Here is a 24,633-nt window from a genome sequence, read left to right on the forward strand (position 1 = left end):
ATCCGGGCGGGAGGGTCATTTCTTGAAGCCGATGTCCTGGAAGCGCGGGCTCGCGAAGCCGAAGGCGCCCGCGTTGAGGACGGAGGATCGCAGGGCGACCAGCTCGGGACGCTGGAAGAGGGGGAGGGAGCCGGCGACGGCCCAGATGCGGGCGTCGGCGCGGGCGGCGAGGTCCCGGGCGGTGGCCGGGTCGAGTTCACCGGCGGCCTGGTCGAGGAGCTGGTCGATCTGGTCGGTGCCGACCCGCGGGAAGTTCTGTGCGACGACCAGGCTGCCGTCCGGGCCGGCCTCCGGCTTGGCGTAGATGGGCCGGGTGTCGGTGGCCGGGAAGGCCGTGCCGGGCCAGGAGTACAGGGCCAGGTCGAAGTCGCCGGCGGCGAGGTGGTCGCGCAGGAAGCTCTCGTCGGAGACCCGCTGGATCTCGGTGCGGACACCGATCCCGGAGAGCATGGCGGCGATGCGGCCGCCGACCGCGTCCAGGGACTTGTTGGACTCCGGCAGCACGAAGCGCAGCGTGAGCGCCTTGCCGTCCTTGCGCAGCACGGTGGTGGAGGGCTCGACGACCGAGACCCGGACCTTGTGCGCGGGCGCCGCCTGGTTGCGCCCGGCCGGACGGGCGGGGGCCAGGGCGGTGCGGCGCCAGCCCGCGTCGGCGAGCAGCGCCTGGGCGGCCTTGGGGTCGGACTCGCCGAGGGCGGAGCTGTGGTCGGCGTACCCGGCCTGGGACGCGAGCAGCAGGTGGTTGCCGAGCGGCTCGTCGGGCAGGCCGACCGGCTTGAGCACCGAGCGCGCGATCTCCTGACGGTCGACCGCGCGGGCCACGGCGCGCCGGACCCGCTCGTCGGCCAGCGGGCCGTCGGCGCCGTTGAGCGCGAGCTGTGTATAAGAGGCCGAGCGGGTCCGGTACACGGAGACCTGTCGGATCTTCGGGGTGCGGTCGACCTCCGCCATGTCCAGGCTGCCGTCGGCCAGGCCCGCGGCCCGCAGGTGCACCGGCACGGCGGTCAGCACCAGCCGGTCCAGTCTCGCCCGGTCGCCCCACCAGCGGGGGTTGCGGACCAGGGTGACGTCCTTGCCGGTGACCTTCTGCACCGCGAACGGACCGCCGGCCACCGGCAGCGAGCGGCGGGCCGAGTCGTTGAAGGCCGCGGCGGTGCCGGTGACGGACTTGGGGTAGAGCGGGGTGAAGAGCGACTGCCAGTCGGCGAAGCGACGGGCGAAGGTGACCCGGACCTCGCCCGGCTCCTTGCCCTGTGCCACCGAGGCGATGCGGTCGTAGCCGGCGTTGCGGGCGGCCCAGAAGGCCTCGTCCTTGCCGCGCAGCGCCTTCCACTGGGCGGCGAAGTCGGCGGTGGACACGGCCCGGCCGTCGCTCCAGACCGCCTTGGGGTTGAGCTTGTACGACACGACCTGCCGCGGCTCGCGCTCCACGACCTCCGCGGACTCCAGCAGGTCGGCGTCCCGCTGCGGCCGTCCGCTGCCGTCCCGCCGGAAGGTCGCGGGGAGCACCGCCGCGGCCACCATGTCGGTGGCGTCGCCGGCCGGGACCTGGAAGGCGTTGAGCGTGGCCGGCGCGGCGTCGACGGCCCAGTGCAGAGTGCCTCCGTCGCGCACCGCGCCGCGCGGCGCCGAGGCGAGGTCGGTGCCGGCGAGCGGGTCCTCGCGGCCCGCGGAGCAACCGGCGAGCGTCGCCACCGCGAGGGTCAGCGCGGTGGCGAGCGCGGGAGGGGAGAAGGGGGCGCTGCGGGCCATCGTTGCGTACCTCCGCGAACCGGGGCCATGACCATCTGGCGATATTTGCCGCTTATCGCACCTCACTGAAAGCGATCATCGCGCCCCCTCGTGTTCGACACGGCGCACGCCTCCCGCCTCCCACCCGCCCGGCCCAACGGGGCGCGCGGCGCCAGGCGCACGCCCCCCATGAGTGGGAGAATCACGGCAGATCTCTTCCCAAGCGCGACTGTGACGCGCAACACTCGGCAGGCGCTAGCGCCTGTGCACCGCACCGTCGCGGAGGTGAGGACAGCCATGTCCCTGCATGACGATCTGACATCGGTACAGCGTCGGCTGGACGAGCTCGGCAGAGCCGTCTCCCGACTCGAGCAGCAGGTCGGCGACAGTCTTGACATGCGGCGGGTACGCGCCGACACCAAGCACCTGAGCGACGACCTCGCGTTGCTGCGCGACAGCGTCAGCACCGCGCACGCGGGGCAGAAGCCGCGCCCGGAGATGGTGACCATCCCCGACACGCCGTACGACCCCTCATTCTGGTCCGGCGCGGAGGACGAAGGGCTGGGGGCGCCGGACCGCCGAGCGCCCTAGGGAGCCACCTTTGGCCACAGATACCGGAACCGAACCCGGAACCGAACCGCCTCCACCCGCACCACCCGCGCGCCACGGTGTCCTTTCCGCCGGGCGCGCCGCCATTCCCGCCCGCCACCTGCGCACCGACCGGTGGTGGTTGCAACCGCTGCTCACCGCACTGGGCCTGACCGCCTTCGTCGTCTACTCGACATGGCGCGCCTTCGCGGGCGCGCACTACTACGCGGAGCCGTACGTCTCGCCGTTCTACTCCCCCTGCCTGGGGTCGAACTGCGTGGACATGCCGCTGGGCGCCCGCTGGCCGATCTTCGGCGACTGGTGGGGGCTGTCCCCGGCACTGCTGGTGCTGATCTTCCCGCTGGGTTTCCGGCTGACCTGCTACTACTACCGCAAGGCCTACTACCGGGGCTTCTGGGCCTCGCCGCCGGCCTGCGCGGTGGCCGAGCCGCACACCGGCTACACCGGCGAGACCCGCTTCCCGCTGATCCTGCAGAACATCCACCGGTACTTCTTCTACTTCGCGATCCCGGTGGCCGCGATCCTCAGCTACGACGTCGTCCTGGCCTTCCGGGACGGGCGCGGCGCGTGGGGGCACATGGGGCTGGGCACCCTGGTGCTGCTGGTGAACATCGCCCTGATCTGGGCGTACACCTTCTCCTGCCACTCCTGCCGGCACATCGTCGGCGGACGGCTGAAGCACTTCTCCCGGCATCCGGTGCGGTACCGCGCGTGGACCTGGGTGGGACGGCTCAACCGCCACCACATGGGGCTGGCCTGGGCCTCGCTGATCAGCGTGGCGGTGTCCGACTTCTATGTCTATCTGGTCGCCAGTGGGGCGTTCGACGATCCGAGGTTCTTCTGATGACGCAAGTCGAACGGCACGCCTACGACGTCGTCGTGGTCGGCGCGGGCGGGGCGGGGCTGCGGGCCGCCATCGAGGCGCGCGAGCAGGGCATGCGCACCGCCGTGATCTGCAAGTCGCTCTTCGGCAAGGCGCACACGGTGATGGCCGAGGGCGGCATCGCGGCGAGCATGGCCAACGTCAATCCGCACGACAACTGGCAGGTGCACTTCCGCGACACCATGCGCGGGGGCAAGTTCCTCAACCAGTGGCGGATGGCGGAGCTGCACGCCCGCGAGGCGCCGGACCGGGTGTGGGAGCTGGAGACCTGGGGCGCGCTCTTCGACCGCACCAAGGACGGGAAGATCTCCCAGCGCAACTTCGGCGGCCATGAGTACCCGCGGCTGGCGCACGTCGGCGACCGGACCGGCCTGGAGCTGATCCGCACCCTCCAGCAGAAGATCGTCTCGCTGCAGCAGGAGGACGAGGCCGAGTACGGCGACCACGAGGCCCGGCTGAAGATCTTCCAGGAGTGCACGGTCACCCGGGTACTCAAGGACGGCGACCGGGTGTCGGGGATCTTCGGCTATGTGCGGGAGTCCGGGCGCTTCTTCGTGGTCGAGTCGCCGGCCGTGGTGCTGGCCACCGGCGGTATCGGCAAGTCCTTCAAGGTGACGTCGAACTCCTGGGAGTACACCGGCGACGGGCACGCGCTGGCGCTGCTGGCCGGGGCTCCGCTGATCAACATGGAGTTCGTGCAGTTCCACCCCACCGGCATGGTCTGGCCGCCGTCGGTGAAGGGGATCCTCGTCACCGAGTCGGTGCGCGGTGACGGCGGGGTGCTGCGCAACTCCGACGGCAAGCGCTTCATGTTCGACTACGTCCCGGACGTCTTCAAGGAGAAGTACGCGCAGAGCGAGGAGGAGGGCGACCGCTGGTACGAGGACCCGGACAACAACCGCCGCCCGCCCGAGCTGCTGCCCCGCGACGAGGTGGCCCGCGCGATCAACTCCGAGGTCAAGGCCGGCCGCGGCACCCCGCACGGCGGGGTGTTCCTGGACGTCTCCACCCGGCTGCCCGCCGAGGTCATCCGACGCAAACTGCCCTCCATGCACCACCAGTTCAAGGAGCTGGCGGACGTCGACATCACCGCCGAGGCGATGGAGGTCGGCCCGACCTGCCACTACGTGATGGGCGGCGTGGACGTCGAGCCCGACACGGCGGCGGCCACCGGGGTGCCGGGGCTGTTCGCGGCCGGTGAGGTCGCGGGCGGCATGCACGGCTCCAACCGGCTCGGCGGCAACTCGCTGTCGGACCTGCTGGTCTTCGGCCGGCGGGCGGGCCTGCACGCGAGCGAGTACGCGTCCGGGATCGGCGCGGTCCGTCCGGCGGTGGCCGAGTGGCAGGTCGACGCCGCCGCCGCGGAGGCGCTGCGCCCGTTCAGCGCGGAGGCCGAGACGGTCGCGGACGAGGTCGCGGAGAACCCGTACGGCCTCCACCAGGAACTGCAGCAGACGATGAACGACCTGGTCGGCATCATCCGCAAGCAGAACGAGATGGAGGAGGCGCTGACCCGGCTGGCGGGCCTGCGGGTGCGGGCGCGGCGGGCCGGTGTCGAGGGGCACCGGCAGTTCAACCCCGGCTGGCACCTGGCGATCGACCTGCGCAACATGCTGCTGGTCAGCGAGTGCGTGGCGCGGGCGGCCCTGCAGCGCACGGAGTCGCGCGGCGGGCACACCCGGGACGACTACCCGGAGATGGACCGGCGCTGGCGCAAGCTCAATCTGGTCTGCCGGCTCGCCGATCCGGCCAACGCCTTCGGCGACGTCTCGGTCGACCGGCGCGAGTCGGTCCCGATCCGCGACGACCTGCTCGCGCTGTTCGAGAAGGACGAGCTGCTGAAGTACCTGACGGACGAGGAGCTGGACCGGTGAGCACGTACTCGGGGCACTTCAGGGTCTGGCGCGGCGACGCCGACGGCGGTGAGCTCAAGGACTACGAGGTCGAGGTGCACGACGGCGAGGTCGTCCTCGACATCATCCACCGCCTCCAGGCCACCCAGGCCGGCGACCTGGCGGTGCGGTGGAACTGCAAGGCGGGCAAGTGCGGTTCGTGCAGCGCGGAGGTCAACGGGCGGCCGCGGCTGATGTGCATGACCCGCATGTCGGTCTTCAGCCGCGAGGAGACCGTCACGGTGACCCCGATGCGCGCCTTCCCGGTCGTGCGGGACCTGGTGACGGACGTGTCCTTCAACTACGAGAAGGCGCGTGAGATCCCCTCCTTCGTCCCGCCCAAGGGCGTCGCGCCGGGCGAGTACCGGATGTTCCAGGAGGACGTGGAGCGCTCGCAGGAGTTCCGCAAGTGCATCGAGTGCTTCCTGTGCCAGAACACCTGCCACGTCGTCCGTGACCACGAGGAGAACAAGAAGGCCTTCTCGGGCCCGCGTTTCCTGATGCGGGTCGCCGAGCTGGACATGCACCCGCTGGACGCGGCCGAGGAGTCGGGCCTGGACCGCAAGCGAACGGCCCAGGAGGAGCACGGGCTCGGCTACTGCAACATCACCAAGTGCTGTACCGAGGTGTGTCCCGAGCACATCAAGATCACCGACAACGCGCTCATCCCGCTCAAGGAGCGCGCGGTGGACCGCAAGTACGATCCGCTGGTCTGGCTGGGCGACAAGATCCGCCGCCGCAGCTCCTGACCGGTCCGGGCCGGCCCCCCGGGGCCGGCCCCGGCCACCCGCGGTCACTCGGGGCGCTGCTCAGAACAGGCTGAGCAGCGCCTCGATCGTGTCCTCCCCCGAGGTGCCACCGCCGTCGGCGGGCAGCGCCAGTTCGAACCAGACGGTCTTGCCGCGGTGCGTACGACGCGAACCCCAGCGCGTGCTGAGCAGGGAGACCAGTTGCAGGCCCCGGCCGCCCTCGTCGGTGACGCGGGCGCGCCGGCGGCGGGGCTGCACGAGGGCGTCGTCCCAGACCTCGCAGACCAGGGTGCGGTCGCGCAGCAGGCGCAGCCGGATGTCGCCGTGGCCGTGCCGCAGCGCATTGGTGACCAGTTCGCTGACGAGCAGCTCGGTGGTGTCCACCAGGGCCCCCAGCTCCCAGGACAGCAGGCAGTCGCGGGCGAGTTCACGGGCCCGGGCGACCGAGCGGGGGGTCGGCTCCAGCGTCCAGTCGCCGACCGAGTCCGCGGGCAGGCCGTGCACGCGGGCCATCAGCAGGGCGATGTCGTCCTCGCCGTGGGCGGTGTCGAGCCGGGCCAGTATGTGGTCGCAGACGTCCTCCAGCGGGCGCTGCGGGTCGTCGAGCGCCATGCGGAACGCGCGCAGGCCCTCGTCCAGGGGGTGGCTGCGGGACTCGACCAGGCCGTCGGTGTAGAGGGCCAGCAGGGCGCCGTCCGGGAGGTCGACCTCGACCTCCTCGAAGGGCTCGCCGCCGACGCCGAGCGGCATGCCGGTGGGCACCTCCAGCATCATCGCGGGCTCGCCGGGCTCGACCATCACCGGCGGCAGATGGCCGGCGTTGGCGATGGTGACCCGGCGGGTGATGGCGTCGTAGACGGCGTAGACGCAGGTGGCGAGGTAGACCTCGGACAGGTCGGAGGAGTCCGCCTCCTTGCCGTGCCGGCTGGTGCGGCCCTCGCCGCTGCCGCCGAGGCCGCGGGCGACCTCGTCCAGGGCGGTCAGGACGTCGGCGGGCTCGATGTCGAGCAGCGCCAGGGTCCGTACGGCGGTGCGGAGTTCGCCCATGGCGACGGCGGCGCGCAGGCCGCGGCCCATGACGTCGCCGACGACCAGCGCGGTGCGGTGGCCGGGCAGCTCGATGACGTCGAACCAGTCACCGCCGACCTCGGTCTCCATGTTGCCCGGGAGGTAGCGGCAGGCGATGTCCAGTCCCGCGGCCTCGGGGTTGCCGGGGGGCAGCAGGCTGCGCTGGAGGATGAGGGCGCGTTCGTGCTCGCGGCGGTAGAGCCGCGCGTTGTCGATGAAGATCGCGGCACGGGCGGCCAGTTCCTCGGCGATCATGCGGTCGCGCTCGGAGAACGGCTCGCTGCCCTTGGCGCGGGCGAACTGCACCAAGCCGAGCACGGTGTCGCGGGCGACCACCGGCACCGCCAGGGTGGACTGGACGAGCCCGCCGCCCAGCTCGCCGAGTTCGACCTCGGTGTCGCCGCCGTCGCCGGCTATGACCTGGGTCTGGGCGGTGCGCAGGGCGCTCGCCCAGGGCGAGTTGAACGGATACCGGTGAACGGCGCCGACCGAGACCGGGCTGCTGCCGTGGCCGCCGCCGCCCAGCCGGGTCACCGGGGCGTCGGAGACGGCGCTGGCGAAGGCCACCCGGCGGACCTCGCCGCTGCCGTCGGCGGTGCCCACCGGGCCCTCCTCGCCCACCAGGAGCGCCTGGTAGAGGTCGACCGAGGCCAGGTCGCAGAAGTGCGGTACGGCGACGTCGAGCAGTTCGCGCGCGGTGGTCTCCAGGTCCAGGGAGCTGCCGATGCGCCGGCCGGCCTCGTTGAGGAGTGCGAGGTTGCGGCGGGTGTGGGCGGCCTCCCGCTCGGCGCGCTGGCGCCCGGTCACGTCCTGGGCGAGGCCGGCGACGCCGATGGGCCGCCCGCTGCCGCTGTGCAGCCGGTACAGCGAGATCGCCCAGCGCCGGCGGCTGCTGGTCCCGCCGGCCGCCGGGACCGTGCCGACGATCGTCATGTCCAGCACCGGGTCGCCGCTGTCCAGCACCTGCCTGAGCGCGGCGGTCAGCCGGTCGGCCTCGACGCGGGAGAGGAAGTCGTGCGGGCTGCGGCCGTGGTGGCCGCCAGGGGTGCGGCCGAAGACGGTGGCGAAGCGCTCGTTGACGCGCAGCAGCCGCAGATTGGTGTCGAAGAGGATGAAGCCCATCGGCGACTGGCCGAACACCGCCTGGGAGGAGGCGAGATCGGTCTCGATCTGGCGCAGCACCCGCATGTCGAGGGCGATGCACAGCGCCCCGCGGGCGTTCGTCTCGCCGCGCGAGGGCATGACGTAGACCTCGGCCAGGCCCTCCTGGCCGGCCTTGTCGCGGTAGGGGACGACGCCGGTCCACTCGCGGCCGTCGAGGATCTCCGCGACGCGCTCGTGCGCGCGCTCCCGGCGGTCCTCGGGCACGAAGGCGCGGATCGGGTCCTTGCCGAGTGCCTCGGCCGCGGGCACCCCGAAGAACTCCTCGGCGCGCTCGCTCCACTGCTCGATCCGACCGTCGGGGCCGAGGGAGAACGACGCGACCCGGACGTAGTCGTAGATCGACCCGGGAGGGCTCGACTGCCAGGCGCTCTGCGGCAGGGCCTCAGGGTTCCGGGGCCCAACGGCCCCCGATGGCTCATCGCTCACGCCCGACCCCTCCAGCTCACACATACGGACCGGCTGGTGCCGAGTATTCAGCATTACCCCCGTTCCGCACATGGTCTTGTCGATCACAGCATCATCTCAAGGCGTACCCATCCCACTGACGCCCCACTTCAACTACCCTGCTCCAGCGCGCCGAACCGTGTGCGGCACGGTCATCCCGGTACGGGCAGGGCGAGTTCGAACCAGACGGTCTTCCCCAGCGGCCCGTGCCGCGTCCCCCAGCGCCGGGAGGCGCGGGACACCAGCTGCAGTCCCCGGCCGCCCTCGTCCTCCGCGCCGGCGGAGCGTTCACGGGGCGGATCGGGCAGCGGGTCGGAGACCTCGACCAGCAACGAGGTGCCGCGCACGATGCGGACGCCGATCGGCCCGTGGGCGTAGCGCAGGGAGTTGGTGACCAGTTCGCTGACCAGCAGCACGGTCACGTCGGTCAGCTCCCGCAGCTCCCACCGCGCCAGGGCGTCCCGTACGAGCCGCCGGGCCTGGCGTACCGCGCTCGGCTCGGCGGCGAAGGTCCAGGCGGCCGTGCTGCCCTCGGGCAGACCGCCGAGGCGGGCCACCAGCAAAGCCACGTCGTCGGGTTCGCGGCCGTGCGCGAGGGTGGCCAGCAGGTCGTCGCAGGTGGTCTCCAGGGAGTGCGGGGGCCGGCCGGCGAGCACCGCGCGGAGCCGTTCCAGGCCGACGTCGATGTCCTCGTCGCGTGCCTCGATCAGGCCGTCGGTGTAGAGCACCAGCACGGTCTGGTCGGGGACGTCGAGTTCCACCGACTCGAACTCCACCCCGCCGACACCGAGCGGCACCCCGGCCGGGATGTCCATCAGCCGCACCTCGTCCGCCCGGTCCGTTCCCGGGAGGACCAGGACGGGCGGCGGGTGCCCGGCGCGGGCGACCGTCAGCCGCCGCGTGGAGGGGTCGTAGACGGCGTAGACGCATGTCGCCGTCCAGCCCTCGGCGGTGTCCCCGGCCAGGTCGTCCCCGAGGTCGTCGACGCGTCGCAGCAGTTCTTCCGGGGCCATCTCCATCGCCGCCAGGGTGCGCACCGCGGTGCGCAGCCGCCCCATGGTCGCCGCGGCCCGCAGCCCGTGTCCGATGACGTCCCCGACGACCAGCGCCACCCTGCCGCCGGCCAGCGGGATGACGTCGAACCAGTCGCCGCCGGCGGCGGCGCCCGAACTGCCCGGCACGTAGCGGAAGGCGAGTTCCACGCCGGGCGGCTCGGGGACGCTCTGCGGCAGCAGGCTGCGCTGGAGCATCAGCGCGCCCTCGCGCTCGCGGATGTAGAGGCGGGCGTTGTCCAGGGCGGCGGCGGAGCGGTCGGCGAGCTCCATCGCCAGCGCGAGGTCCTCGGCGTCGAAGGGCTCGCGCCCGCCGGCCCGGCTGACCACCAGCAGGCCCAGCACGATGCCGCGGGCCCGCAGCGGGGCCACGACCAGCGAGTGGATGCCGAGGTCGACGGCGGCCTCCACCTTGGGGTCGCCGGGGTAGGTGGTGATCGTCTCGCGCAGTTCCCGCGGGCTCTGCACCAGCGCGGGCCTGCCGGTGTGCAGCACGGCGCCGAAGATCGACGCGCGGTCGACCTGGATCGCCTTGCCGAGGCCGAGCATCCGCTCGACGAGCGGCCCCTCCTTGATCGCCCCGATGCCGAGCTGGCGCATCTGCGTGGTCTCCCCGTACGGCGCGCCGGGCAGCTCGCCCCCGTCGGGCACGTTGGCGTGCAGGATGACCCCGCTGTAATCGCTGAAGCGGGGCACCACGGTCTGCGCCAGCTGCTCCGCGATCCGCCGCACGTCCAGGAGGTCCGCCAGCCGCGAGCCGACGTCGTTGAGCAGGGCCAGCCGGCGCCGGGCGCGCTCGATCTTCGCCGCGGAGTGCTGCCGTTCGGTGACGTCCATGACGGTGCAGCTGATGCCCAGCACCCGGCCCGCCCCGTCCTCCAGCCGGTGGTAGGAGACCGACCGCCATCCCGAGTCCGGTCCGGGGATGACGACGTCGATGACCGCCCGCCCGGTGGCCAGCACGTGCCTCTGCAGCGTGGCCAGTTCCTCCGCGGCGTCCTTGTGGACGACCTCCTCGACCCGGCGGCCCAGCGTCTGCTCGCGGGGTACGCCGTTCATCCGGGTCAGGGCGTCGTTGATGCGGATGTAGCGCAGGTCGGTGTCGAAGATGGCGACGCCGAGCGGGGAGGAGTCGAAGAGCGGGTCCAGGGCCGCGAGGTCGTGCTCCAGGGTGCGGATCCGGCTGGTCTCGGCGACCGAGGCCAGTACGAACTGGCGGCCGTCGCCGTCGACGAGCATCGAGGCCCTGGCCTCCACCTGGACGCCGTGGCCGTCGCGGTGCCGCAGCCACAGGACGCCGTCCCAGCTCCCGGAGCGCAGCAGCTCCTCCAGGATTCCTTCCGCCGGGCCGGGGGCCGGTACGACGGCGAGCCGGCGGGCGCCCCGGGCGGGTCCGCCGGTCGCCAGGAGGGTGCCGACCCGGCGGCCCACGATGTGCTCGCCCGCCCAGCCGAGCATCTCCTCCGCGAGCGGGCTCCACAGCAGGACCCGGCCGGAGGTGTCGAGCATGATCACGGCCAGCCGCAGGCTGTCCAGGAGGCCACCCGCCGTGGTGGGGGCGGGGGGCGGCGGCTGCGACCCCGCGGGTCCGTACGCATCCGAGGGTCCGCCCCCGGGCGGCACAGGCGGGTACGTGCCCTCCGTGCCGTCCGTGAAGTCGTCGCTCCCTGTCATGGATGGGGGCCCCAGACGGTTGCGTGATGTCCAGCGGGTGCCCGCCGGTGCGTCATGGGCGGATCAATCAGCCCATACCCGGTATTCCGGTCCGCGTATCGCGAGGCGGTCGCGGGCTCGGGCTCGGACAGGGCTGCGGCCATCGGCCCGGCGGCGGGCGAGCGGCGCATCAGTGCCCGGACGCCCGCGCCGCCGCCCAGGCCACGGCCGGCCGGTCCTGGTCCAGCCAGTCGACCTCGTCGACGCGGTCGGGGGCGAGCCAGCGCAGCTCGTCGTGGTCCTGCAGCGGCCGGGGCTCCCCCGCGAGGATGCGCGCCGTCCAGACATGCAGGACGTACCCCGGTTTCAGCGGCCACTCGCCCGGGACGCGCTCCAGGGGTTCCGCCTCGATGCCGAGCTCCTCGCGCAGCTCCCGCACCAGTGCGTCCCGCGTCGTCTCGCCGCGTTCGGTCTTGCCGCCGGGCAGCTCCCAGCGGCCTGCCAGCTCCGGCGGGGCGGTGCGCCGGGCGGCGAGCAGCCTGCCGTCGTCGAGCAGGGCGGCACCGACCACCACGGTCACGTCACGCGTCGTCATGCGCGGAACCTTACGACGCGCGGCGGTCGATGCGCTCGATCACGTAGAGCTGTTTGTGCCCGCGGGCGTCGAGGGTGTCCGCGACGCGCTCGGCCTCCTGCCGGGTGGCGTAGCGGCCGACTCGGTAGCGGTTGCCGTTGTCGTCCTGGCGTATGACGACCCACACCAGCTCGCCGCTCATCGGATCTCCTCCAGGTGCGCGACGTTGGCACGGTCGTCGTCCTCGGCGCTGGGGCCGCCCGCGAGCCAGGCGTCGAGGATCTCCCGGAGCAGCGGTCCGCTGGTCAGCCGCAGGCTGAGCGCGAGGGCGTTGGCGTCGTTCCATGTGCGGGCGCCGTCGGCGGAGTACGCGTCGACGCACAGGGCGGCGCGTACGCCGGGCACCTTGTTGGCGGCGATGGAGGCTCCCGTACCGGTCCAGCAGCAGACCACGGCGTGGTCGGCGCGGCCCTCTGCGACGTCCCGGGCGGCGCTCTCGGCGCTCCAGGCCCAGTCCTCGCGGTCACCGGCGCGGAGTGCGCCGTGCGGGAGGACGGTGTGGCCGCGGCCGCGCAGTTCGTCGACGAGCAGCCGCGCCACTGGCTCGTCCATGTCCGAGGAAACGGCGATGCGCATATGCCGGAGCCTACGCCTCAACGTGACGCGTCGGACGCGTTCGGACGGTATTCGACTCGATCGGGCCATGTTCGATGGGGAGTTGACCCACAAGGGGCTCTCGTTCGCGCCTTCCGGACTCGCCCGCGCGCCCCGGCGGCGCTGCCGTGCTTCCCCAAGCGCCGTCGGGACGTGCGGTCTGACGGGGCGTCACCAGGGCAGCACGCCGTCGCGGTCGAAGTAACCGCCGGTCGGGCCGTCGGAGGCGACCGTCGCCATGCGCACGATGATCTCCGCGCCCTCCTCCACCGTCTGGAATCCGGTGTTGCCGTTCAGGTCGGTCCTGGTGAAACCGGGCTCCACGGAGTTGATCCGGAAGCCGGGGAGCGCCTTCGCGTACTGCACGGTGATCATGTTGACCGCCAGCTTGGACGCCGGGTAGTCCAGCCCCGGGAACATGTACGCCGGCTGCTCCGGGTCGGAGACATGCTCCAACGAGGCCAGCCCGCTGCTGACGTTGACGACGACCGGGGCGGGCGACCTGCGCAGCAGCGGCAGGAAGGCGTGGGTGACCCGCACGACGCCGAAGACGTTGGTCTCGAAGGTCTGCCGCATCTGGTCGGCGGTGGTCTCGGCGATGGGCAGCACGCTGTTGTCCGGCCGGCGCACCTCGATGCCGGCGTTGTTGATCAGGACGTCCAGCCCGCCGTCGGCCTCGATCGTCCGCGCGGCGGCCGCCACCGAGGCGTCGTCGGTGACGTCGACGACGACGAAGCGCGCGCCCAGCCGCTCGGCGGCCTCCCGGCCGCGCCCGGCGTCCCGGGCGCCGATCCAGACGGTGTGGCCCTCGGCGATCAGACGGCGGGCAGTCTCGTACCCCAGGCCCTTGTTGGCGCCGGTGATGAGCGTGGTCGGCATGGTCTCGCTCCTGAGTGAAACGGTCGGTGACGGATGCCTCCAGCGTGCGGCGGTCGCCGCCGTGCAGACAGTCGTCCCGTGTTCCTGGGACTCGCGGTACCAGGGCGATCCCGCGCCCGGAGCGCACACTGGGGAGCATGGCGACAGCGGAGTTCGGCAGGGCGGTGCGCCGGTGGCGCGACAAGGTGTCCCCGGAGGCGGCGGGCCTGCCCCTGGGCGGCCACCGGCGTGCCGCGGGGCTGCGCCGCGAGGAGCTGGCCCAGCTGGCCGGGATCTCCGTCGACTACGTCACCCGGCTGGAGCAGGGCCGTGCCTCGAACCCCTCGGGGCAGGTCGTGGAGGCCATGGCCCGGGCCCTGCGGCTGTCGCCGACCGAGCGCGCCCACCTGTTCGAGCTGGCCGGGCTGGCGCCGCCCGGGCCCGACGCGGTGCCCGCGTACATCACCCCGAGCGTCCACCGGCTGCTGGACCGCATGACCGGCACCCCCGTCGCGGTCTACGACGCCTCCTGGACGCTGCTCCAGTACAACCCGCCGTACGCGGCGCTGATGGGCGATCCGTCCGGCTGGCGCGGCAACGAGCGCAACGGCGTCTGGCGGCACTTCCTCGGCCTGAGCGGCCGCGCCCGGCACCCCCCGGAGGACCTGGACGCGTTCGAGTCGGCGGTGGTCTCCGACCTGCGGGCGGCCGCCGCCCGCTACCCGTCCGACCAGCGGCTGCGGCGGCTGATCACGGACCTGCGGACGCACAGCCACCGTTTCGCCGCCCAGTGGGACTCCGGCGTGATCGGCCGCCACGAAGCCGCGCACAAGACCATCGACCATCCGGGGGTGGGAGCGTTGCGGCTGGACTGCGACGTGCTGACCGTGGCGGGCAGCGACCTGCGCATCATGATCTACACCGCCGAGCCCGGCACCGAGGACGCCGAACGCCTCGCCCTGCTCACCGTGCTCGGCACCCAGTCCCTGGTGGGCTGACCGCCCCGGCCGCGGGGCCCGGTACTCAGGGCCGCCGCGGGCCGGGCGTCACTTGACCGGCATGCGGTAGGACGCCCGGTAGCGCTCGGCCGGGACGATGATGTCGGCGGTCTCGACGGGCAGGCCGGAGGCGTAGAACGTGCGGCGGATCTCGATGACGACATGCCCCGGCACACCGCCCAGCACCGCGGTCTCCTCCGCGAGTCCGGGGCGGGCGCCGACCTCCTCGGCGACGTTGTCGACGACGATGTCCAGCGCGGCCATGCGCTCGACCACGCCCTGCCCGGCCAGCGGGCCCTCCTCCGGCAGGAGCACGGGGGTGCGTCCGGTGATGGAGAGCGGTTCCCACGAGGTGGCGAGCATCATCGGCTCGCCCTCGGTGCGGTAGAGGTAGCGGGTGCGCATCACCCGGTCGCCGGGCTGGATGCCCAGCCGCTCCGCGACCCGAGGACCGGCCGCGTCCTGGAAGCTGTTCGCCTCCCAGCTGCCCTTGAAGCCCTCGTCCGCCTGCTCCTGCCGGAACGGCGACGCCTGGCCGCCGGCCGGCCGGTAGCCGGTGCGGACGATCAGCCGCGGGTCGGGGCGCTCGCGGACGTACGTGCCGGAGCCGGAACGGCCCTCCACGAAACCCTCGGCCATCAGGACCTTGCGGGCCTCCAGCGCGACGGTGTCCGACACCCCGTACTCGGCGCGGATACGGGCCTGCGACGGCAGGCGGGTGTGCGGAGGGAGCGTGCCGTCGAGGATCTTCTGACGGAGATCCCCGGCGACGCGAAGGTACGCGGGCTGCTCACCGAAAGGCACGTGCCCCTCCCTCGGGTTGACTGTATGCAACAGCTTGGCAACACACCGTTGCCAGTCGCAAGTCTTGCCCATCGGATTACTTCTGTCGCGTCATCCCGGCAACAGCTCGAACGCCGCGAGGACCACCCTGGCGTGCTGCTCCGCCTGGTGCCTGACGGGGACCCAGCGCGCCCGGTGCGCGGTCTCGTACGCCCGGCACCACTCGGCGACCAGCCGCTCCAGGCACTCGCACACCACGGCGGCCGGGGCCTGGGACGGCTCGACCGCCCGGGCGAGTCGCAGCAGCATGGCCGCGGCACGCAGCGGCAGCCGCTGGGCGTAGATCTCGACGCTGCTGACCCGGGCCCTGGTCATCGCCGGCAGCGGCGGCGCGGAGGCGGTGCGCAGTGCGGGGTCCCAGTCGGCGGCGAGCTGCGGGCCGACGGCGACGATCTCGCGCGCGGCCCGCAGCAGCGGCCCGCCGTCGCCGCGCAGGTAGGGCCGCAGTTCGCCGATGAGCCCGCCGACGTGGTCGCTCGCCCGGCGCAGCGCGACACCCGCCGCGCGCAGCGCCTCGTCGGCGGCAGGGTGCGGGGAGGTGTCGCCGGCCCGGTCGCAGGCCCACATCGGCACCTCGGCGATCGCGGTGACGCCGCCGTAGCGGTGGGCGTAGGTCCAGGTGGAGTTGCTGGCGTCCTCGTGCGGGCCGCCCGGCGGCGGCATGACGTAGACGCCGGGACCCGGGCTCGGCCAGTGGAAGGCGTCGGAGGAACCGGCCTCCAGCGGGATGTCGAACTCGGCGGCCGACTTGGCGATCCGTTCGGCCAGCCGGGGGATGGCCCGGGTCACCTGGATGAAGCTGCCGCCGACGTCGATGCCGTGCAGCGAGCACTGCAGCACCGGACGCAGTTCGTCGATGACCGCGATCAGCGCCCGGGTCTCCGGCAGCGCGCCGGCCAGCGAGCCGTCGTCGGGCAGCCACTCGGGCTGCTCGGCGGCGCGCGGCCGGAAGAAGTGTCGGTAGTGGCCGAGCATCGTGAACCGGCCGTCCGGGACGGCCTCGTTGAGCCGCGCGCCGTCCGGGTCGGCGCACAGCAGGAAGTGCCAGGACGCGTCGGCGCCCTCGCGCAGCGCGGGATCGGCGGCCACCCACCGGGCCAGCCGGAGCGCGGTGGCGCCGCCGATCATCTCGTTGGCGTGCGGACCGGCCACGACCAGGACGTTGCGCCGTCCGTGGCCCACCGACAGCAGGAGCAGCGGCTCGCCCGCCCGGGAGGTCCCCACCGTCCGTACCCGGCACAGATCGGGCCTGCGAAGGGTCAGGGCCCTGGCCGCCGCGTTCACCTCGTCCACGGTCGGGTACCGGTCGCCGGCGGTGGTCTCCCCCGGATGTCTCATACAGCCCCCCGCTGTGGTCGAACGGTCGCACTGGATTGTTCCAATGCCCGTGAACCCGGGGCTAGTACGCGTAGGCGTGGTCGCCACGCCCGGACGAAGGGGGTACGGCGACTGGCGCAGCCGTACCCCCTTCCCTGCCGGAGCGTCAGTGGCGACGGGCGGCCTGGCGGCGGCGCGAGGCGAAGACGACGGCACCGCCGGCGAGCAGCAGCAGCGCGGCGGCCGCGGAGACCATGCCGACGTTGCCGGAACCGGTCTCGGCGAGGTCGCCGGACTCACCGTTCGGGGACTGGGCGGCGTCGACCGCGGCCGGGCTGGAGGCCGAGGCGGAGGTGGAGTCGGACACCGACGGCGTCGTGGACGCCGACTCGGGCGCCGACGGCGTCGCGGACTCGGAGACCGGGGCGGAGGCGGACGGCGTGACCGTGGCGGGCGGCGTGGTGGTCTCGCCGCCGCCGGCCGGGGTGGTCGGAGGGGCGGTGGTCGGCGGCGTGGACGGGACGGTCTGCGTGGTGCAGTCCTTGGTGCCGCCGTTCCACCAGGCGATCTTCTTGTCGCCGATGACAGCGTGGTCCGGGCCCTCGGGCAGCGGGCCGTGCTCGTAGCCGTCGCCCGCGTCCATGACGCCGTCGAACTTCTTGTTGCCGTAGTACAGGTCCACCTGGGCGAAGCAGGTGACGTCCGGGACGGCGACGTCGAGCGTGTCGGTGCCGTTGGTGATCGTCACGGTGTCCCAGTCGTGGAACACCTGCTTGCCGGACGTCTCGAAGGTGGCGCCGTGCGTGCGGTACGAGGCCAGGGACACGGTGCAGGACGAGGAGCCGTCCGCGACGCGCACCTTGACGTGCACCTTTCCGTCATCGGCGGGCTTGAGGGTGACGTCGTCGACCTTCACCGACGCGTACCAGTTGGTGCCGTCGAGCGAGAACTCGCAGCGGTCGGTGCTGGTCTTGGTGCCGCCTCCGTGGCCGGGCTTGTAGGTGTGGTGGCCGCCCTTGTCCCAGCCCTTGCCGCCGGGGCAGTCGCCCGCCCAGGCGGAGGTGGCACCAGCCGCGGAGAGGGCGACGGCGGCGGCACTCACACCGAGCAGCCGTCCGATGGTGACGCGTCGCGATATGGACATGCGGAACCCAATCTTGCGTTGCGTGGCCCGGCGGAAGCGCGAATGACGGCAGCCGTCCCCGTGTGCGAGCAGGCCGAGGCGTCGCCGGGCGGAGGTCGAGGTGCACACGGGGCACTACGGCCCCAGTGGCACCACGCATCGTCGTGTCTGTGTCAATGGCCTGTCAACCTGGCCCGCAGAAAGGGCCGTTGGATCGAGGTTTCGATCCGGGAAACAGCGGAAAGTGCGCCGAACGCCACCAGCCGCACCAGATCCGCGTCGTACGGGTCCGGATCGGCCGCGCGCCAGGCCTCGGCGTCCGCCTCGGTGATCCGGTACGGGGCCAGCGCGGCGAGCAGCACCAACCGCGCCGCCGGGCGCTGGGCCGCGGGCAGCGGGGACGTCCACCGCGCGAGCCAACTGCCGCCCAGCGGCGGGTGCGAGCCGTCCCACGCGTCCACGGCGGCGGCCACCGCCTCCCGGGCCTGCTCCCCGAGCCGCTCCCCGCCGCGCCCCGCCGCCGCCCGCAACGCGGCGAACGCGGCGCCCACGGGCGCCCCTTCGGCCCACTTTGGCGGCGGTCCGGCCGGGACCCCGCGCAGCAGCGGCAGGCTCGCGCCGGGCTCCAGTTCCCTGCGCACGGTACGGGCCAGGGCCCGGCCGCCGGCGCTGCGCACCAGCCGCAGCCGCTGCAGTCCGGCGGGCATCATGTCCTCGCCGAGCAGCGCGGACACCATCCGGTTGATGAAGTGGAAGGCCAGCGCCGTACCGATGAACTCCGGTGCCGCTGCGGCATCGAAGGGCCGGTCGGCCGCCGCCTGCGACCCGTCAGGTCCCAGGGCGGCCCGGGTCGCCTTCCCCCAGGCGAGCAGCGCGGCGTGCGCCGGGTCGGCGGGGGTGCCGCCGCGGGCGACGGTCTCGGCGAGCCGGTGGTCGCCGGTGGCGTGCAGCAGGACGGTGTGCGCGTCCACGCAGAAGGGGCAGCGGTTGGCCTGCGACACCCCCAGCGCGACGAGTTCCTTGGCGGTGCGGGAGGCGCGGCCCGCGAGCAGCGACTCGCGCAGCACGGCCCAGGTGGCGGCCAGCAGGTCCGGAGCGGGCGACAGCACCACGAAGGTGGGCGCCCGCCGGATGCCGAAGTCGGTGGCCAGCTGGGCGTACACCGCGGCGGACCGCCCGGTGAGCGTGTCCGGCGGCGCGGGGGTGGTGAGTCGGAAGGGTGCGGGCACGGGATGCCTCCTCCTGGGCCGTCGGCCCGTTCGCGGGTCTCGATCGTGGCCCCTGACCGGCCCCCGGGTCGTCGTCCCCGGGAAGTGACATGGCACTGCTGCGCGGGCCGCGTCACGGGGCGGCGCTACTCCCCGGGGAGTAGCGCGGGAGCCGTCTTCCAGGAGGACGTGCGGGGCGCGGTTCCCCGGCTAAGGTGCCGCCATGGGAGGAGCCAGGCTGATCGCGCGTCAGGTCAGGGAATCGCCGCTGGACCTACGGGGGTGGCAGGGCGGCCTCTTCGACGGGCTGCTCGGCCTCGTGCTCGTCGCCGACGTCCTCCTGCTGCCCGGGGTGCCGGCCCCCGCGGATGCCCTGGACCTCGCCCTCGCCCTCGTCGGAGCGCTGGCCGTCACCGGCAGCCGCCGCGCTCCCGTGCCCGCGCTGCTGCTGTGCACGGGCTGCATGCTGGCGTACGCGCTGCGGGTGCACCCGGGGCCGTCGGCGGCCTTCCCGGTGCTGGTCGCCGTGCACATCGCGGTGCGGACCGGCGGGCGGCGGCTGCCGGTGAAGCTGGCGGTACTGGCCTTCCTCGGCGGCTACCTGGCCTCCGGGCAGCCCGCCCCGACCGCTGCGCAGTCGACCGCGCTGCTGCTCGGCTGGTTCCTGGCCTCGGTCGCCATGGCGGTGGTGGGGCGGCACCGCCGCGCGTACCTGGAGCAGCTGGAGCGGCGGGCGCTGGAGGCCGAACGGACCCGCGAGGAGGCGGCCCTGCGCCGCGCGGGCGAGGAACGGCTGCGCATCGCCCGGGAACTGCACGACTCGCTCACGCACAGCATCTCGATCATCAAGCTCCAGGCGGGCGTCGCCGTCCATCTGGCCCGCAAGCGCGGCGAGGAGGCCCCCGAGGCGCTGCTCGCCATCCAGGAGGCGAGCGGCGAGGCGATGCGGGAGCTGCGGGCGACGCTGGAGGTGCTGCGCGGCAGCGGGGGCGGCCACGGCGTGGACCGCATCGGGGACCTGGCCGAGCGGTCCCGCACCGCCGGGCTGCCCACCAGCGTCACCGTCAGCGGCAGGGAGCGGCCGCTCGCGGACGGCGTCGACCGGGCCGCGTACCGCATCGTGCAGGAGGCGCTGACCAACGTCACCCGGCACGCCGGTCCGCGGCCGCGCGCCACGGTCCGCATCGAGTACGCCGACCAGGAACTCGTCGTCCAGGTCGACGACGACGGCACCGCGGCGCCGGACGCGGAACCGGTGCCCGGCGTCGGCCTCACCGGGATGCGGGAGCGCGTCACCGCGCTCGGCGGGCGGCTGCGGGCCGGCCCGCGGCCGGAGGGCGGGTTCACCGTACGGGCCGAACTGCCACTGGAGGCGGCGACATGATCCGGGTGCTGATCGTCGACGACCAGGCGCTGATGCGGGCCGGGTTCCGGGCCCTGCTGGACGCGGAGGAGGGGATCGAGGTCGTCGCCGAGGCGGCCGACGGGCGGGAGGCCGTCGCGCTCGCCGAACGGCACGTGCCCGACGTGGTCCTGCTCGACATCCAGATGCCGGTGCTCGACGGCATCGGGGCGACCCGGCTCATCGCCGCGGACCCGGGCCTGGCGGAGGTGCACGTCGTCATCCTGACCAACTACGGCCTGGACGAGTACGTCTTCGACGCGCTGCGCGCCGGCGCCAGCGGTTTCCTGCTGAAGGACACCGAGCCCGCCGACCTCGTCCAGGCCATCCACGTGGCGCAGCGCGGCGACGCGCTGCTCTCCCCGGCCATCACCCGCCGCCTGATCGCCGAGTTCGTCTCCCGGCCGCCGGACGCGGCGCACGCGGCGGGCCTGGAGGCGCTGACCAACCGCGAGCGCGAGGTGGTGGCGCTCGCCGCGCGCGGACTGGCCAACGACGAGATCGCCGCGCGCATGGTCATCAGCCCGCTGACCGCCAAGACCCACGTCAGCCGGGCCATGACCAAGCTGGGCGCCCGCGACCGGGCCCAACTGGTCGTGTTCGCCTACGAGTCGGGGCTGATCACGCCCAAGTCCCCGATCGCCGGGCCGCCGCCCTACGCGCCGGCCGGCTCCGCGGTCTCCACGGATCCCTCGAGGTCCTCGGACTTCTCGCGGGCCTCAGGGTCCTCGGGCTTCTCGAAGTAGACGTCGAGCACGGCGTCGAGCTCCTCGGACCAGGTCTTCAGCCGGCTCCTGGCCGGCGCCTCGACCCAGGTCTCGTACCAGCGCCGCGGCGACAGGTACACCGTCACACCGAACCGGCGCCCCCACCACGGGGCGTCGACCTCGACCGCGCCGATCTCGTCCCAGCCGAACTCGGCCTCGGTGTCGTCGAGCCGGAACGTGATGCCGCTCCGGTCCGCCCGGATCGAGCCGCGGCGGTCGGCGACCTCGAACACCGGTCCACCGTCCGGCTCCGGGTCGCGCAGCGGGGGCTCCTCCGCGCTCTCCTCGACGGCGGCGTCCCCGGCGGGGACGTCCTCGGCGGTGGACGGCGCGTCGTCCGCCGCGGGCTCCGCCTTCACCAAGTCCGCGGACGGGTCCGCGGACGTGACCTGGGGCTCGTCCGGCTCCGGCAGGACAATGCCGGGGACGTACGCCGGATCGATGCCGGCCGCCTGTACGAGCGGGATGTTCGAACCTCTGCTCTGCTCCACGGCGGGCAGTATGGCCCATCGGCCTGTGCCCGCGACACTCGCCCCGGCCCGGGGCGCGCACGTGTCGCGCGCCCCCGGCCGGCGGACGCGACCCCGGCGGCGCCGCGCGGCGGCGGGCGACGCCGCCCGGTGGCCTTGCGTGCCCGGCCCATTCATGATCACGCAACCGCAGCGGCACCTGTCGGGACAACCCTCGGTCCATGACCCACACACCTTCGATCGTTCCCTTCGACCGCCGCAAGTTCCTGGCGGCGGCGGGCGGCACCACCCTCGGTGCGCTCACCGCGGGCCAGTTGGCCATGGGGCCCGCCTCGGCCGCCGAGAGCGGGGCCGGGACCGCCGCTGACGTCACCGGCCCGGCGGCCGTCGTCGACCCGGCTCCCTTCCTGCTCGGTGTCGCCTCCGGCGATCCCGACGAGGACAGCGTCGTGCTGTGGACACGCCTTGTCACCGACCCGCTCGACGCGGAGACCGGCGGCATGGCACCCGTGCCGGTCAAGGTGAGTTGGGAGCTGGCGCGGGACGAGGAGTTCCAGGACATCGTCGACGACGGGCACACCAACGCCGTCCCCGAGTCCGCGCACAGCGTGCACGTCGAGGCGAGGGGCCTGAGCGACGACACCTGGTACTGGTACCGCTTCCAGGCCAACGGGGTCCACAGCCGCGTCGGCCGTACCCGCACCCTGCCGAAGCCCGGGTCCGGGGTCGACCAGCTGCGCTTCGCCTTCGTGTCCTGCCAGAGCTGGGCCGGCGGCCACTACGCGGCCTATCGCGACCTGGCCGGGCAGGAACTCGACTTCGTCATGCACCTGGGCGACTACATCTACGAGACCGCCGACGGCAGCCTGACGGAGTTCCGCCGGCTGCACGCCCTGTACAAGAGCGCCCCCGAACTCCGCGACGCGCACGCCCGGTTCCCGTTCTTCGTGACCTGGGACGACCACGAGGTCCAGAACAACTACGCGGGTGACGTCCCGGGCGGCACCGGCGACGGGCGGCCGTTCCTGGAGCGCCGGGCCAACGGCTACCAGGCGTACTACGAGCACCTGCCGCTGCGCCGGGAGCAGAAGCCGGATGGCCCCGACGCGCTGATGTACCGCAGGTTCGACTTCGGGCGACTCGCCGGGTTCAGCGTCCTCGACACCCGCCAGTACCGCACCGACCAGCCGTGCGGCGACGGCCGGAAGACGCCGTGCGAGGCGGTCGGCGACCCGGCGGGCACCCTCACCGGTCCGGAGCAGGAGAAGTGGCTGCTCCGGGGTCTGCACAAGTCCAAGGCGCAGTGGAACGTCATCGCGCAGCAGACCATCATGGCGGCGTTCGACTACGACCTGGGGCCGTCGAAGATCGTCAACCTGGACCAGTGGGACGGCTATCCGGCCGCCCGCTCCCGGATCCTGGACTTCCTGGACAGCGAGCGCCCCGAGAACCCGGTGGTGCTCAGCGGCGACTGGCACACGCACTGGGTGAACGACCTCAAGAAGGACTTCGACGACCCGGCGTCCCGCACCGTCGCGACCGAGTTCGTCGGCACGTCCATCTCCTCGGGTGCCGGCTGGGACGCGGACGTCCGGGCGGGTCTCGCGGCCAATCCGCACGTCAAGTTCTACAACGGCACCTACCGCGGCTACGTGATCTGCGACATCACACCGGAGCGCTGGCGCGCCGACCTGCGGATCGTGCTGAACGCGGGCGACGCCGCCTCCCCCGCCTACACGATCGCCGCGTTCGAGGTGCTCGACGGCGTCCCCGGCGCCCGTCGTGTCGACGGCGCCGGCGACGGCCTGTCCGGCCGGATCACCGACAGCGGCACCGGCACACCGCTCACCAACATGCGCGTCAAGGTGCTGGACTCGGCCGGCAAGGCCGTCGTGTCCAGCACGACCGGCGCGGACGGCGAGTTCCTCGCCTTCGCCGTCCCCGGCGTCTACACCGTGGCGGCCGACGGCGTCGGCTACGACCCCGTCCAGGTGACCGCCACCGTGCGGGACGGCGCGCAGACCCGTGTCGCCCTGCGGGCGGACCGGGCGCGGGCGCGCGCCGGCACGGGAACCACCATTCCCGGCCCCGTGTCCGAGGGCCTCGCCTCCGACCTGGTGATCTCCAACGACCAGCTGGCGCTGGCGATCTCCGCCGGTTCCGAGGACTCGCAGCTGACCCCCGTCACCCTCGGCAAGCCGCGGGACATGGCGGCCGTCGGCCACCTGGACCAGATCGACTGGTTCAACCTGCCCTACGCGTCGGCCACTCAGCCGCGCGGCTCGAACGCCTGGCAGCAGCGCACCGTGAAGTCGACGTCGGTCCAGGTGGTCTCCTCGACCGGCGCGGAGGCCCGGATCAGGGCCACCGGCGCGAGCACCGCCTTCACCGACGTGGCGGTCGTCACCGAGTACTCCGTCCGCGAGGGCGAGCGCTGGATCACCGCCGAGAGCGTCTTCACCAACCGCGGCACGGTGGCCCGCACCCTGTGGATCGGCGACGTGATCGACCACGACGGAACCGGCCAGCGCAGCGGCGTCCCCGGCCACGGCACCATCACCACCGGCACGCCCGCCGACTACGCGCCCACCGCACCGTGGATCGGTATGACCGGGGCCGACAGCCAGACCTACGGCCTGCTCTACGAGGACACCGCGTTCACCGCGTACGTGTGCGACATCTGGGCGATGAGCCAGCGCCAGGTCACGATCGAACCGGGAGCGGCCTACACGCTGCGCCGCCGGATCACCGCGGTCGACAACCGGGCCTCGCTCGACCCGTTCGCCGTGCTGAACACGCTCTGACCGTCCTGGCCGGCGAGGCGGCGTCACCGCCTCGCCTCGCCGGCCGGGGACCCGGCCGCCACCGGGTCGGCGGAGCTTCCTGAAGGTTGCCCGGGGGAAGGCCTCCTCGAAGCCGCCGTTCTTGTCGCTCCACTTCCTCCACGCTGGAGCAGCCAGGCCGGCGTGCCGATGGGCGAGTCGTTCAGACCGTGGGTGCGGGTCCACGCGTCCAGCATGTGCGCTCAGACGTCCGTGGTATCCATGGGTCGACCACCCCTTCTGGACTAGCTGGTCCACCGATCGTGCGGAAAAGCGAGGGGGACCAGCGAATCCAGAAAATGAGACGTCACGACGTACGGCACCGGACGACGTGATCGACCTCGTGGTCCGG

The 24,633-nt window shown here is 73.2% G+C and carries 20 protein-coding genes; 8 read left to right on the top strand and 12 right to left on the bottom strand.

Going from position 1 to position 24,633, the window contains the following annotated elements; genetic code table 11:
- Nucleotides 1–15: 15 nt before the first annotated feature.
- The gene (locus RV983_RS13965; RefSeq protein ID WP_475986113.1) at nucleotides 16–1,752 is read right to left on the bottom strand and encodes an ABC transporter family substrate-binding protein; all 1,737 of its coding nucleotides are present in this window, start codon (nucleotides 1,750–1,752) and stop codon (nucleotides 16–18) included.
- 276 nt (nucleotides 1,753–2,028) lie between these two features.
- On the opposite strand from RV983_RS13965, the gene RV983_RS13970 reads away from it, so the two are divergent.
- From RV983_RS13970 to RV983_RS13985, 4 genes are read left to right on the top strand one after another with little or no spacing between them, the layout of a single operon-like run.
- Complete coding sequence (locus tag RV983_RS13970; protein ID WP_475986114.1) at nucleotides 2,029–2,322, top strand: hypothetical protein; 294 nt, start codon at nucleotides 2,029–2,031, stop codon at nucleotides 2,320–2,322.
- A 10-nt stretch (nucleotides 2,323–2,332) separates the two neighbouring features.
- Entirely contained in the window at nucleotides 2,333–3,184 is an 852-nt protein-coding gene (locus RV983_RS13975) for a hypothetical protein (protein ID WP_475986115.1), read from the top strand.
- Nucleotides 3,184–5,097 carry a fumarate reductase/succinate dehydrogenase flavoprotein subunit gene (locus RV983_RS13980; protein WP_475986116.1) on the top strand — a complete coding sequence of 638 codons (1,914 nt, stop codon included), beginning with the start codon at nucleotides 3,184–3,186 and terminating at the stop codon, nucleotides 5,095–5,097. The genes RV983_RS13975 and RV983_RS13980 overlap by 1 nt, the downstream gene beginning before the upstream one ends.
- Nucleotides 5,094–5,864: a succinate dehydrogenase/fumarate reductase iron-sulfur subunit gene (locus tag RV983_RS13985; protein WP_475986117.1), complete on the top strand. Its 771-nt coding sequence runs from the start codon at nucleotides 5,094–5,096 to the stop codon at nucleotides 5,862–5,864. Before RV983_RS13980 ends, RV983_RS13985 begins: the two co-directional genes overlap by 4 nt.
- Before the next feature lie 60 nt (nucleotides 5,865–5,924).
- On the opposite strand, the gene RV983_RS13990 is transcribed toward RV983_RS13985, so the two are convergent.
- From RV983_RS13990 to RV983_RS14015, 6 genes are all read right to left on the bottom strand, one after another.
- Entirely contained in the window at nucleotides 5,925–8,546 is a 2,622-nt protein-coding gene (locus RV983_RS13990) for a SpoIIE family protein phosphatase (protein WP_475986118.1), read from the bottom strand.
- A gap of 146 nt (nucleotides 8,547–8,692) precedes the next feature.
- Nucleotides 8,693–11,266, bottom strand: a complete 2,574-nt coding sequence (locus RV983_RS13995) for a SpoIIE family protein phosphatase (RefSeq protein WP_475986119.1) — start codon at nucleotides 11,264–11,266, stop codon at nucleotides 8,693–8,695.
- A gap of 169 nt (nucleotides 11,267–11,435) precedes the next feature.
- Nucleotides 11,436–11,840, bottom strand: coding sequence for a (deoxy)nucleoside triphosphate pyrophosphohydrolase (locus tag RV983_RS14000; RefSeq protein ID WP_475986120.1), 405 nt, complete (start codon nucleotides 11,838–11,840; stop codon nucleotides 11,436–11,438).
- 10 nt (nucleotides 11,841–11,850) lie between these two features.
- A complete protein-coding gene (locus tag RV983_RS14005) occupies nucleotides 11,851–12,021 on the bottom strand; it encodes an SPOR domain-containing protein (protein WP_389252209.1) in 171 nt (56 codons plus the stop codon).
- Nucleotides 12,018–12,455 (bottom strand): RpiB/LacA/LacB family sugar-phosphate isomerase, encoded by a 438-nt coding sequence (locus RV983_RS14010; protein ID WP_475986121.1) that lies wholly within the window; start codon nucleotides 12,453–12,455, stop codon nucleotides 12,018–12,020. The genes RV983_RS14005 and RV983_RS14010 overlap by 4 nt, the downstream gene beginning before the upstream one ends.
- A 189-nt stretch (nucleotides 12,456–12,644) precedes the next feature.
- Nucleotides 12,645–13,352 (bottom strand): SDR family oxidoreductase, encoded by a 708-nt coding sequence (locus RV983_RS14015; RefSeq protein WP_475986122.1) that lies wholly within the window; start codon nucleotides 13,350–13,352, stop codon nucleotides 12,645–12,647.
- Between the two features lie 137 nt (nucleotides 13,353–13,489).
- Here RV983_RS14015 and RV983_RS14020 point away from each other — a divergent pair, with 137 nt between their 5' ends.
- Nucleotides 13,490–14,329 (top strand): helix-turn-helix transcriptional regulator, encoded by an 840-nt coding sequence (locus RV983_RS14020; RefSeq protein ID WP_475986123.1) that lies wholly within the window; start codon nucleotides 13,490–13,492, stop codon nucleotides 14,327–14,329.
- Nucleotides 14,330–14,377: 48 nt separating this feature from the next.
- Here RV983_RS14020 and RV983_RS14025 read toward each other — a convergent pair whose 3' ends face one another.
- From RV983_RS14025 to RV983_RS14040, 4 genes are all read right to left on the bottom strand, one after another.
- Entirely contained in the window at nucleotides 14,378–15,133 is a 756-nt protein-coding gene (locus tag RV983_RS14025; protein WP_475986124.1) for a GntR family transcriptional regulator, read from the bottom strand.
- Nucleotides 15,134–15,223: 90 nt separating this feature from the next.
- Nucleotides 15,224–16,510, bottom strand: a complete 1,287-nt coding sequence (locus RV983_RS14030) for a M14 family zinc carboxypeptidase (RefSeq protein ID WP_475986125.1) — start codon at nucleotides 16,508–16,510, stop codon at nucleotides 15,224–15,226.
- Nucleotides 16,511–16,655: 145 nt separating this feature from the next.
- Nucleotides 16,656–17,633 carry an LPXTG cell wall anchor domain-containing protein gene (locus RV983_RS14035; protein WP_475986126.1) on the bottom strand — a complete coding sequence of 326 codons (978 nt, stop codon included), beginning with the start codon at nucleotides 17,631–17,633 and terminating at the stop codon, nucleotides 16,656–16,658.
- Nucleotides 17,634–17,785: 152 nt separating this feature from the next.
- Nucleotides 17,786–18,841, bottom strand: a complete 1,056-nt coding sequence (locus tag RV983_RS14040) for a carboxymuconolactone decarboxylase family protein (protein ID WP_475986127.1) — start codon at nucleotides 18,839–18,841, stop codon at nucleotides 17,786–17,788.
- Nucleotides 18,842–19,043: 202 nt separating this feature from the next.
- On the opposite strand from RV983_RS14040, the gene RV983_RS14045 reads away from it, so the two are divergent.
- Nucleotides 19,044–20,204, top strand: a complete 1,161-nt coding sequence (locus tag RV983_RS14045; protein ID WP_475986128.1) for a sensor histidine kinase — start codon at nucleotides 19,044–19,046, stop codon at nucleotides 20,202–20,204.
- Entirely contained in the window at nucleotides 20,201–20,968 is a 768-nt protein-coding gene (locus RV983_RS14050; protein ID WP_475986129.1) for a response regulator, read from the top strand. Before RV983_RS14045 ends, RV983_RS14050 begins: the two co-directional genes overlap by 4 nt.
- Here the strand turns inward: RV983_RS14050 and RV983_RS14055 are convergent.
- On the bottom strand, nucleotides 20,878–21,480 hold the full coding sequence (locus tag RV983_RS14055) for a hypothetical protein (RefSeq protein ID WP_475986130.1): 603 nt from the start codon (nucleotides 21,478–21,480) through the stop codon (nucleotides 20,878–20,880). The genes RV983_RS14050 and RV983_RS14055 overlap by 91 nt on opposite strands.
- 200 nt (nucleotides 21,481–21,680) lie before the next feature.
- On the opposite strand from RV983_RS14055, the gene RV983_RS14060 reads away from it, so the two are divergent.
- Nucleotides 21,681–24,263 (top strand): alkaline phosphatase D family protein, encoded by a 2,583-nt coding sequence (locus tag RV983_RS14060; RefSeq protein ID WP_475986131.1) that lies wholly within the window; start codon nucleotides 21,681–21,683, stop codon nucleotides 24,261–24,263.
- The last annotated feature ends 370 nt before the right edge of the window (nucleotides 24,264–24,633 follow it).

This window comes from Streptomyces sp. RLA123 (assembly GCF_056270165.1).